Below are 12189 nucleotides of genomic sequence, written 5' to 3'. Positions count from 1 at the left end.
CCATAAAAAAAGGTCTGTGAAACTTCACAGACCTTTAATATTTTAGTGGTATTATTACCTAAGCGATAATTGTATTATCTTAAGTTAAAACTAGTTTTAGAAACTAATTCATCATTATCAAAAACATTGATAAAATAAGCTCCCTTAGCAAAATCTTTACCTGGTAAATCTTCACTTACGTTAACTGTTTTGTTTTCGTACTTAACAGTAGTTTTAAAACTATAAGTTAAAGTATTATCACCAAAACTTTCTGTTTTCTTATCTCCTAAAACATTGTTTTTAGAATCGATAACTTGTACATAATACGTTTTATCACCAGATTTAGCGATTTGGTTTTCAGCTACAGTAAAACTAATTTTTAAAACATCAGCACGGCTTGCTTTATCAGTTTCAATTTGTTTTCCAGAACTTCTTAATTTATAAGCAGAAGTTTTAGTATTCAAGATTGATAATTTAGCCCCTTTTTCAACAGTCTTAGCCAATTCTTCGTTTTGACCTACAAGTACTTCATTATATTTTTTAGATTCACCTAAAACTACAATTGTACTGTCTCTTTGAGTTGTTAAAACACCATTTTGCTTTTTTAGCTCATCGTTTTCAGCAACTAAAGTTTTCATTTTACCTTGCATTGCCTGAACCTGAGATCTAAATTTAGATACATCACCTTTTGATTTATTTAAATCATCCATCAAGGCTACTACTTTATCTCTTTCCTGAATTAATTCATCAGACATAGAAGTGTTTTCAGCGATTGCAGCATCATAAGTTGTTTTTAACTCCTGCAGATCTTTCATTACAGATTCTTTCTCTGTTAATGTTGTTGTAAGTTCAGTTTTTGTTACATCTGAATCTGACGACAATTTAAAAATATACACTAAGCTACCAATTAGTAGGACTGCTAAAACTGCGATTACCGCTTTTAGACTTGAGTTGTTTTTCTTTGGGTTTTCCATATTTAAATAATTTTCTTTAAAACAAATTTAAGAATTAATATAAGGTTATAACGTAAGTTACTACAATTATATTATTTTTGGAAAATAAATTTTTTTCATGGAGAAATTAGTCCCGTTTACTATCAATGATTTAGCAAAAGTCACAAATCATCGAAGTGGTGAAATAAAGTTTGGAGAAAAGATGATTATCATTCCAAAAGGAGTTGATAAAATCAATTTTCTAAAAGAAAGCGAAGCTAAATATGTACTGTTGGGAATTCCTGAAGATATTGGCGTGCGTGCCAATTACGGCAGGCCTGGCGCAGCATCGGCCTGGGAAAGTGCTATAAAAAGTATTGCCAATATACAGCACAATCGTTTTTCTAAAGGCAGCCAGATTATTATTTTAGGACATATTAATGTCGCGGAAGAAATGCGCGATGTTGAAAATTTGGATTTTAACGATATTGACGATCGCTCAAAATTAAGTCAGCTGGTTGAAAAAGTAGACAAAGAAGTTTCGCACATTATTTTTACAATTATCAAAGCAGGGAAAACTCCAATTATCATTGGCGGAGGTCATAATAATGCTTACGGAAATATAAAAGGTTCGGCTTTAGCCAAAGGAAAACCTATAAATGCTATTAATTTTGATGCCCATTCTGATTTTAGGATCCTGGAAGGCCGCCATAGCGGAAATGGATTTTCTTATGCTTACGAAGAAGGCTTCTTAAAAAAATATTTCATTTTTGGTTTACACGAAAACTATACTTCAAAAAGTGTTTTAGACATTATTAAAAAATTAGAAGACCGCGTTCGTTATAATACTTACGACAGTGTAAATATTCGTAAAGAAAAAGATTTTGACAGAGAGATGGCGTTGGCATTAGAATTTATCAAAACAGATGCTTTTGGTATCGAAATCGATTTGGACGCGATTCCTAACATTGCCAGCAGCGCGATGACAATTAGCGGATTTTCGGTCGAAGAATTACGTCAGTTCATTTCCTTTTTCGGACAGCACAGAAATGCTGCTTACTTGCATATTTGCGAAGGAGCGCCCGATCTTGCCGATTCTCCCAACAATAATTTAATTGGAAAATTAATTGGTTATTTAGTTACGGATTTCATCAAAGCCAACAACGAAAAGCATACTTTATTATAAGATGACTTACTGAAAATGAGTTCATTTGCCAAATAAAACAAGAATCAAATAAACGATTGGTCGAATAAACCTATCTTTGCACAGAATTTTAGTACTTAAAACTAAATTCTTAACACCTAAGATATGTTATTCGAAGATTTATCACTTTCAAAAAGTATACAAAAAGCCGTATTTGAAGAAGGCTACCTAAACCCTACTCCTATCCAGGAACAATCTATTCCGATTGTTTTGGCAGGAAGGGATTTAATTGGTTGTGCCCAAACCGGTACAGGAAAAACCGCTGCATTTGCAATCCCAATCATACATCAATTACACCGAATTGTAGGTTCATCAAAAAAAGCCAAAGTAATTCGTGCCTTAATAGTTACCCCAACACGTGAATTAGCAGTTCAGATTGGACAAAGTTTTGATACTTATGCCAAATATACCAACCTGACGCAATTGACAATTTTTGGCGGAGTTTCGCAAAATCCTCAGGTTGACACACTAAAAAACGGAGTTGACATTTTGGTGGCAACACCGGGAAGATTGCTGGATTTACAAAAACAAGGTTTTCTTGACCTGGATCATTTACACACTTTAGTTCTTGACGAAGCAGATCAGATGCTGGACATGGGCTTTATAAATGATGTAAAGAAAATTGTAAAACTAACTCCAAAAAACCGTCAGACTTTATTATTTTCTGCAACAATGCCTATTGCTATTCGTGAATTGGCCGAGATGTTTTTGCAAGATCCTGCAAAAGTAGAAGTTTCTCCGGTTTCATCTACAGCAGAAAATGTAGAACAGCGTGTTTATTTTGTGGAGAAAACAGAAAAAAGAAATCTACTATATCATCTTATAAAAAACGAAGATTTATCAAACGTATTGGTTTTTTCAAGAACCAAACACGGAGCTGATAATGTGGTAAAAGCATTGCGCAAAAAAGATATCCCTGCCGAAGCCATTCACGGTGATAAATCGCAAAATGCAAGACAACGTGTTTTAGATGCTTTTAAAAACAAAGAAGTAGGTGTTCTTGTTGCGACAGATATTGCCGCAAGAGGAATTGATATTGACCAATTGCCTTTTGTAATTAACTTTGATTTACCTAATATTCCTGAAACCTACGTACATAGAATTGGACGTACTGGACGTGCCGGAAACGGAGGAGTTGCAATTTCGTTTTGCAGTAAAGACGAACATGGTTACTGGAAAGACATTCAGAAATTGATAAAAGTAGACGTAAAAACGATTACGGATCATCCTTATCAATGGCACGCGGGAAGTCCTGAAGCAACAGAAGAAAAACCCAAAAATTCTAACCGAAGCGGTGGCGCCCATAAATCAAGAAAATCAAACGCTTCTAAGCAAAATAAAAAGCGCTGGTATTAATTTACCGCTAACAAGTAAAAACACTAATTTCACAAATCGACATTTGTGAAATTAGTGTTTACTTTTTTTGTGCTTGTCTCGTTTTTTGATTCATATATTAAGTAGCTTATAATCTTAAACAGCTTAACAGGCTCAAAAGGTTTAATGATAATATCATTCATACCGGATGAAATTGCTTCATCGGTTATTTCCCCTTTATCAAAAGCAGTCAATGCTACGATAGGTGTTTTTATATCTTTTAAACGAATTCTTTTAGTCGTTTCAAATCCATTCATTAACGGCATATTAATATCCATTAAAATAAGATCAAAATCTTCTTTATTTAGGATTTCCAAAGCTCCAAAACCGTCGTCTACTACTTTACAGATATAATTATTCTTTTCTATAATTTTCTTTGTCACCAGTTGATTGATGAGATTATCTTCGACTATCAAAATTTTATAAACTTCACTTGAAGTCAAATCTACTTCGATTTCATCTATAATGTTTTTTGTTTTTTGCGGATCATATTCAAAAGGAATTACAAAAGAAAATGAAGTTCCCTCGCCTATATTACTTTTTAAATTAATTGTGCTTCCAAAAAGCGCCAACAATCGTGTTACAATGCTAAGCCCTAATCCTGTTCCCTGATAATCTTCGTCTTTCCTGCCTACCTGAACAAACTTTTCAAAGATTTTACCCTGATCTACAATTGCAATTCCTACCCCATTATCTTTAATTAAAAAATCAAGAAAGTACATTTTTGACTCTATATTAATGAGTTTTACAATAATTTCGACTTCACCATTTTTAGTAAATTTTAATGCATTACTTACTAAATTCATCAAAATCTGGGCAAGTCGTAATTTATCTCCAATTAAATATTCCGGAATTTTAGGATCTATAGATACAGAAATTTTATTATTGTTTTTTTGAGACAAAAAAGACAGAGAATTTTTGATCATGGTAATTTCATCTGAAATGTTAAATGTCAGATTTTCTAATACCACTTTATTTTCTTCGATTTTATTAATTTGAAGAATGTCGTTTACCAAGGACAATAAATATCGCGCTGAAAATTTCAAAGAACTTAAATGTTGGCTCTTTGATAATTCCTTATGCTCTTCCAGCAGCATATTAGTAATCCCTACTACACCATACAGTGGAGTACGCAATTCATGGCTTATGGTCGAAATAAATTGAGTTTTGAGCAAAGAGGCTTCTTCTGCGATTTCTTTTGCTTTTAAAAGCTCCAAATTATGTTTTTTCTTAAACCTGATATTTTTGATCAGGGTAATAATCAGAAAAAGAAGTATGAGCGAAATCACTATAAACAAAATGACAATGATCCTCGATTTTTTCAGGCTTTGATATTGTGAATCTTTTTCATTCTCTATTTTATCAATTTGTCTTTTGTACTCATTTAACTCGAGATTAAAACCTGCAATAGAAGCTCGCTTGAGTTTTTCCTTATTAGTCATTTCATCTCTGATCGTACTATAAGCAAGCATATTTTTATAAGCGCCCTCAAATTTACCAATCTTATTTAAAAACTTCGAATATTCTAAATAAGCATATAACAAATCTGTTTTTTCATGAATAGATTCCCCGTAAGAAATAGCTTTTAAAAAATATTTATTGGCCTTAGCATTTTGATTTTTATTTGACCAATACATTCCATTCAAAAAATTCAAGGCCACATCGTTTGATTTTCCTTTTAAAGCATTCTGATTTTTATTGATATAGTTCAGGTAAGGTAATCCGTCAGCATAGTTTCCAATCTTAAAATAGGACCAAACAATATTAAGGTTTGTGATAGCAACTTCTCCAGAATACTTTGCATGTTCGCCATATTTTAGTGATTCTTTATAATAAGCAATTCCGTCAGTATATCTTTTTTTTTCAAAAAAACATAAATTACCTAAATTACTGGTAATCATCATTTTTAAATTAACAATATTAGATCTTTTAGCATAAGATAAAGCTTTATGGTAAAAAAAATCTGCTTTATCGACTTCACCCAGCTCATGAAAGTTAATCGCTATTATATTATAATTCCTCGAAATTAACGTATCATTTTTTATATTGAAAGCATGTTGTAAAGCTATACCGGATTTCTCTAAAGACTTTTCATAATTGGTATCATCTAAATAATCACAGGCCTCCTGGGTTAAATTTTTAATTTTTTCATTTGATGCAATATTAGTCTGAGCAAATAGCTTAGGACAAAATAAATGCATACAAACAAAAACTAAAAAATAAAACCTGTAATAAGACATAAATTTGGGGGAAATGTTTATTCAAATATACATTATTATAACTTTAAAATAACAGTATGTTTTTCATAATGAAAGTAATACTAATCAATATTTTTATCTCTATTATTTTGATTCTTACCAATTACAAATAGCACCAAATAAAAAACCGTAATGAAAGTTATCATTACGGTTTTTTTATTTTAAAGTATCAACTAATTTATGAACTAAACTTCTTCAAGTCCTTCTATGCTGTCTTCTTTATCATCTTCCCATTGTCCTACAACCGAAGTCGCCAAAGCATTTCCTAAAACATTGGTAGCGCTTCTGAACATATCACAGAAATGATCAATTGGCAGGATTAAAGCAATTCCTTCTACAGGAATTTTAAACATACCACAAGTAGCTGCAACAATAACCAAACTCGCCCTTGGTACACCGGCAATACCTTTACTGGTCAACATTAAAACCAAAAGCATAGCCATTTGTGTTCCCAGATCTAAATGAACCCCATAAAACTGAGCAATAAAGATACTGGCAAAAGTCATGTACATCATACTTCCGTCAAGATTAAACGAATATCCTAGCGGTAACATAAAGGCAACAATTTTATCCTTTACACCAAACTCTTCCAGTTCTTCCGTTAATTTAGGAAAAACAGCCTCGCTACTAGTTGTTCCAAAAGCAATTGCCAATGGTCCTATAATACGTCTTAGCAATTCCGTCATTCTTCCCTTCAGGAAAATATAACCTACAGCAATCAGGACTACCCACAATGTACTGATTCCGACTAAAAATGATCCGAAAAATTTAAAGTACGTAATAATTAATTCTTCTGCATCCCTAATAGCAAATACACCTGCAATGGCTCCAAATACTCCAATTGGAGCAAAGTTCATTACATAATTTACCATTTTCAGAACAATATGCGATGCTTTATCAAAAGCATTTATAATTGGTTTTACCGTACTTCCCAATGAAGCCGCAGCTAATCCAAAAAAGATAGAAAAAATTACAATTTGTAAAATCTCATTGGTTGCCAATGCTTCAAAAAGACTTTTAGGAACAATGTGTTCTACAAAATTTTCAACAGATAATATTTTTGTTTTAGCTGTAACCTCAGATGCTGCAGCCATATCTACGTGATCTAATTTTAAACCTACTCCGGGCTCTAAAAGATTTACATAAAACAATCCAATCAATAAGGATATAAAAGAGGCTGTAAAAAACCATCCAAGAGCTTTTCCTCCAACTCTTCCCACTGTTTTTATATCTCCCAATTTAGCAATTCCTACTACTAAGGTGGTAAAAACCAAAGGAGCGATAATCATTTGCACTAATCTGATAAAGATTGTGGCAAGCATTTTTATTTTATTACTAAAAGACAGTGCAGCTTCCTGCGAAATTGAATTGTGAATCACAATTCCTAAAGCTGCTCCAAGCACCATTGCAATTACGATTTGTCCAGTTAATCCTTTAAGAAATGATTTTTTTTTAGTTTCTGTTACTTGCATTAATTTGTTTTATTTAGAATTAAAATATTAAGACCCTCACTGCCTTAATTTTTATTAATATGTTTTGTTGATTAAATAAAAATCAGCCAAAACAATTGCCGCCATTGCCTCAACAATAGGCACGGCACGAGGCACAACACAAGGATCATGACGACCTTTACCCGTCATGGGTGTTATGTTTCCTTTATTATCTAATGAATCCTGGGTTTGCATAATTGTTGCAACAGGTTTAAAAGCTACTCTAAAATAAATATCCATTCCGTTGCTGATTCCTCCCTGAATTCCTCCTGAAAGATTCGTTTTTGTAGTTCCGTCAGGATTGTATAAATCATTGTGTTCACTGCCTTTCATTTCAGAACCAGAGAAACCGCTTCCGTATTCAAAACCTTTTACTGCATTTATAGAAAGCATTGCTTTTCCTAATTCAGCGTGTAATTTATCAAAAACAGGTTCGCCTAACCCAACCGGAACGTTTTGAATGACACAAGATACAACACCGCCAACAGTATCACCTTGTTTACGAATATCACGAATATATTCTTCCATAATCGCCGCCGACTTTTCGTCAGGGCAACGAACAGGATTACTTTCTATCTTAGAAAAATCTAAATCCTGGTAAGGTGTGTCTAAATGAATTGGACCAACAGAAGAAACATAAGCATTAATTTTAATTTGCGGTAACATTTGCTTTGCAATTGCTCCTGCTACTACTCTGCTTGCCGTTTCACGCGCAGAACTTCTTCCGCCGCCGCGATAATCACGAAAACCATATTTTTGGTCGTATACATAATCAGCGTGACTTGGTCTGTAATTGTCTTTTATATGAGAGTAATCATCAGATTTTTGATTGGTATTCGGGATGATAAAACCTATTGGTGTTCCGGTAGTTTTACCTTCAAAAATACCAGATAAAAACTGCACTGCATCCGGTTCTTTACGTTGTGTTACAATTGCTGATTGTCCCGGTTTTCTTCTGGACATTTCAAGTTCAATTGCTTCTAAATCAAGTTCAATTCCTGATGGACAACCATCAATAATTCCGCCTAAAGCTTCACCATGAGATTCTCCAAATGTTGTAACTTTATAAAGGGTGCCGTAGCTATTTCCTGCCATTGTAATTTGTTTTGAGCAAATGTAAGTTTTATGAATTAAATTAAAAAATTTAAAATTAGTATTATTAACTAAAGGTTAAGGAGTTTAAAAATCACAATTTATTAAAATTGTAGCCAAATTGGTAACCTTTTGATAAAATATCTCTGACGAAAGTTTCTTTTATTTGCTAAACTTCAAAAAAAGAAAAATTGAAAAAACGAAATGTTGAATTGGTCGTTCTCTCAGATGTTCATTTGGGAACTTACGGAAGTCACGCTAAAGAACTAAACAACTACTTATCAAGCATTAAACCCAAAACATTAGTCTTAAACGGCGATATAATTGATGCCTGGCAGTTTCGAAAATCATACTTTCCAAAAGCACATTTAAGAGTCATTCAGCGCATCATCGGGATGGCATCTAAAGGAACAAAAGTGTATTATATCACTGGAAATCACGACGAAATTCTTCGAAAATTCAGCGATATGAATATGGGAAATTTTTCTCTGGTCGATAAATTAGTTTTAGAATTAGACGATAAAAAAGCCTGGATTTTTCACGGAGATGTTTTCGATGCTTCGGTTCAGCATTCAAAATGGATTGCAAAACTAGGCGGATTAGGATACGATTATCTCATTTTAAGTAATCGATTTGCCAATTGGTGTTTAGCAAAACTAGGGCGTGAACCGTATTCTTTTTCTAAAAAAATAAAAGCAAGCGTTAAAAAAGCCGTCAAATTTATTTCGGATTTTGAAACTACGGCCACAGATTTGGCCATCGAAAAAAAATACGATTATGTAATTTGCGGACATATTCATGAACCAAAAATTATCACCAAGGAAAACAAACACGGATCTACCTTATATTTAAACTCCGGTGATTGGGTCGAAAATCTTACTGCATTAGAATATCATAAAAAGCGCTGGAAATTATACTCGTACATTGAAAGCAATTTTAGCGAAGAAGAAAATCTTTTTGAGATGGAAGATATTTTAAGCTCACAGTTAATTTCGTCAATCATCCTTAAAAAATAAGTCTTAAAAACTGCGCCAAAAAAAGCGAAATCCCGCACTACAACTGACACAGAAGTCTTTAACAAAATTTGATCAAAATGTAAAAATGTGAATTATATAACAATTTTTAAAAATAGTATACGTTTCTACATTACACGTAACTGTACATTTGAAAAAAATTTAATAACCATTTTTATGAAAAAAATCATTTTATCTGCCTTCATGCTATTAGGATTAGCATTTACAGCTCAATCACAAGAAATTTCAAAACATGCTTTAGGAGTACGTTTAGGAGATAACAACGGATTTGGTGGCGAGGTATCATATCAATTAGGCTTAAGCCAAAAAAACAGACTTGAATTTGATTTAGGTTTTAGAAATAGTAGTGATGTAGATGCCATTAAAGGAGTTGCTCTTTACCAATGGGTTTGGAACATTGATGGAGGTTTTAACTGGTACGCTGGTGTTGGTGGTGGTATTGCTGCCTGGGACCACGATTACTACAATAACAATTTTAAATATAACGACAGTGGAACATACGTATTTGCAGCTGGAGATATTGGTATAGAATACAGATTTAGCGAAGCACCTATTACACTTTCATTAGATGCAAGACCTGAAATTGGTTCAGGATATTATGACGATGACAATTTTGGATTTGATGTAGGTTTAGGAGTTAAATTTAGATTCTAAAATTAAAACCAAAAAATAATTGTAAAAAGAAATCCTGTCGCTGAAAAACGACAGGATTTTTTTGTTTTTATAGCACTTAATCATTTATCCGCAAAGTGCGCAAGGTTTTCTATATGGCGGGTTTTATAAAAAAGCAAAGTTCGCAAAGCTTTGTATTGAAACAGCTTTGCGAACTTTTTAATTTCCAATTATACTTTAAATAAATAACTTCGCGCACTTTGCGGTTAAATTCAATATCCAACCTAAACAATGCTATTTTATAATAATCTCTTTTTTCGAATGCACTTTTACCACCGTATAAGGATAAGTAATTACCTGCATTGTCATCGCATCTGCAGCAGGATTTACTTCTTTTACAGTAATAATAATATTCTTATCCGTTTCTTCCACTTTTTCAACCTTAATAGAGTATCCGCCAGTGTTTTTCTCCCCCATGTTTAAGATAACATAATTTGAATTGCTAATATCGTCATGTTTCATTTTATCTTTCAAAAGCGGATCACTTTCCAACATTTTGATTTCATTAGGTTCTGTCAAAATTTCAAAAAATTTAATATTTCCACCACCGTCAGATTGTTCTGTTAAAACTTCATACAAAACTTTCGAACCTGAATCTGCTGTTTTTTTTGCTCCACAGGAAATTAAAACAAAAACTATTAAAACCGAAATTACTTTTTTCATTTACGTATGCTTTTAAATTTAATGTTTTTACTCTTTATAATCGTCTATCGCTTTTTGATACAAAGCTTCATACTTAGGCAAAATATTTTTGATATCAAATTTCTTTGCGACCTCTAAGGCATTTGCTTTAAATTCACTCAATGTTTTATCGTCCTTTAGGATTTTAATTGCATTTGCAGCCATTTCTTCAACATTGCCCACATTGCTCAAATATCCCGAAATACCTTCAAAATTAACCTCAGGCAAACCTCCTGAATTACTAGAAATTACCGGAACCCCACAAGCCATTGCTTCTAAAGCTGCTAAACCAAAACTTTCAGTTTCTGACGGAAGCAGGAATAAATCAGTTAGACATAAAATTTTATCAATTTCATTACTGTTCCCAAAGAAAATTACCTTATCGTAAATTCCCAGCTCCATACATAAAATTTCTGCTTTTTCTTTTTCAGGACCGTCACCCACCATCATTAATTTAGCAGGCATTTCTTTCTGGATATTATAAAAAATCTTAATAATATCCGGAATACGTTTTACTTTTCTAAAGTTACTAATATGCGTTATGATTCGCTCATTCTCTTTCGCCATTACGGATCTGTGACAAGGCGCAAGCGGATCTTTTTTCATTTTATCCAACTCAATAAAATTAGGGATTACCTTAATTTTATTCTTGATTTTAAACAACTTCAAAGTATCATCTTTCAAACTCTGCGAAACAGAAGTCACGTAATCTGATTTATTGATACTAAATGTTACTGCTGGTTTATAAAACGGATGATTTCCAACCAGTGTAATATCCGTTCCATGAAGCGTTGTAATCATCGGAAGATTTATACCTTCATTCTTCAGCATTTGCTTCGCCATGTAGCCCGCATAAGCGTGCGGAATAGCATAATGCACGTGCAAAACTTCAATCTTATATAATTTCACCATATCAACCAATTTGCTTGACAAAGCCAATTCATAAGGCTGATAATGAAAAAGAGGATATTCAGGAACGTTTACTTCGTGATAATGAACATTAGGATTTAAAAGTGCCAACCTAACCGGCTGACTGTAAGTAATAAAATGGATTTCGTGTCCGCGTCTGGCTAATTCAAGACCCAATTCTGTAGCAACTACGCCACTACCGCCAAATGTCGGATAACAAACTATAGCTATTTTCATGTATTAAATTTAATACTACGAAAGTACTCAAAAATAGCATTTAATCGAAGATTTAGATTGTTAGATTTTTGTGAAGATTAGATCTCAGAATATGAGTTTATTAGATTAAAATCAATTTTAATACTAGCCTGGACAACAAGATTATTTCATTTTAATTTGTGGTAAATCAAGTAAGAACCTGCCAAGCAAATTCATAATTAATGATTAATAATGTTTTTCAGGAGCAAAAGTGATGTTTTCAAAAGAACCACTTGTCCCGCTGTCCGTTATATCTTTTCTGCCGAACCCCGGCAAAAAAGGATATCACTCCCATCGGGGCTCATATCT

10 protein-coding genes are annotated in these 12189 nt (G+C 33.0%); 4 read left to right on the top strand and 6 right to left on the bottom strand.

The window, feature by feature from the left end; translation table 11 throughout:
- Window positions 1-74: 74 nt before the first annotated feature.
- A complete protein-coding gene (locus tag FLP_RS09825) occupies window positions 75-953 on the bottom strand; it encodes a hypothetical protein (protein ID WP_065449349.1) in 879 nt (292 codons plus the stop codon).
- A gap of 97 nt (window positions 954-1050) precedes the next feature.
- Between FLP_RS09825 and FLP_RS09820 the strand changes: the two genes are divergently transcribed.
- Entirely contained in the window at window positions 1051-2097 is a 1047-nt protein-coding gene (locus FLP_RS09820; protein WP_065449348.1) for a formimidoylglutamase, read from the top strand.
- Between the two features lie 123 nt (window positions 2098-2220).
- Window positions 2221-3471: a DEAD/DEAH box helicase gene (locus tag FLP_RS09815; protein ID WP_065449347.1), complete on the top strand. Its 1251-nt coding sequence runs from the start codon at window positions 2221-2223 to the stop codon at window positions 3469-3471.
- Between the two features lie 29 nt (window positions 3472-3500).
- Here FLP_RS09815 and FLP_RS09810 read toward each other — a convergent pair whose 3' ends face one another.
- From FLP_RS09810 to aroC, 3 genes are all read right to left on the bottom strand, one after another.
- Window positions 3501-5690 carry a response regulator gene (locus FLP_RS09810; RefSeq protein ID WP_243397537.1) on the bottom strand — a complete coding sequence of 730 codons (2190 nt, stop codon included), beginning with the start codon at window positions 5688-5690 and terminating at the stop codon, window positions 3501-3503.
- Between the two features lie 242 nt (window positions 5691-5932).
- A complete protein-coding gene (locus FLP_RS09805; protein WP_065449345.1) occupies window positions 5933-7219 on the bottom strand; it encodes a dicarboxylate/amino acid:cation symporter in 1287 nt (428 codons plus the stop codon).
- 54 nt (window positions 7220-7273) lie between these two features.
- Window positions 7274-8332, bottom strand: a complete 1059-nt coding sequence (gene aroC, locus FLP_RS09800; RefSeq protein ID WP_065449344.1) for a chorismate synthase — start codon at window positions 8330-8332, stop codon at window positions 7274-7276.
- A gap of 188 nt (window positions 8333-8520) precedes the next feature.
- On the opposite strand from aroC, the gene FLP_RS09795 reads away from it, so the two are divergent.
- Both FLP_RS09795 and FLP_RS09790 read left to right on the top strand, forming a co-directional pair.
- Window positions 8521-9345: a UDP-2,3-diacylglucosamine diphosphatase gene (locus FLP_RS09795; RefSeq protein ID WP_065449343.1), complete on the top strand. Its 825-nt coding sequence runs from the start codon at window positions 8521-8523 to the stop codon at window positions 9343-9345.
- Window positions 9346-9519: 174 nt separating this feature from the next.
- Entirely contained in the window at window positions 9520-10017 is a 498-nt protein-coding gene (locus tag FLP_RS09790) for a hypothetical protein (protein ID WP_065449342.1), read from the top strand.
- Between the two features lie 252 nt (window positions 10018-10269).
- Here the strand turns inward: FLP_RS09790 and FLP_RS09785 are convergent, their stop codons facing one another.
- Together FLP_RS09785 and bshA are read right to left on the bottom strand one after the other, a co-directional pair.
- Window positions 10270-10698, bottom strand: coding sequence for a protease complex subunit PrcB family protein (locus tag FLP_RS09785; protein WP_065449341.1), 429 nt, complete (start codon window positions 10696-10698; stop codon window positions 10270-10272).
- 27 nt (window positions 10699-10725) lie between these two features.
- Window positions 10726-11862, bottom strand: a complete 1137-nt coding sequence (gene bshA, locus FLP_RS09780; protein WP_065449340.1) for an N-acetyl-alpha-D-glucosaminyl L-malate synthase BshA — start codon at window positions 11860-11862, stop codon at window positions 10726-10728.
- Between the last annotated feature and the right edge of the window lie 327 nt (window positions 11863-12189).

The organism is Flavobacterium piscis (assembly GCF_001686925.1).
GTDB classification, from domain to species: domain Bacteria; phylum Bacteroidota; class Bacteroidia; order Flavobacteriales; family Flavobacteriaceae; genus Flavobacterium; species Flavobacterium piscis.
This window is presented reverse-complemented; position numbering and strand designations above follow the sequence as displayed.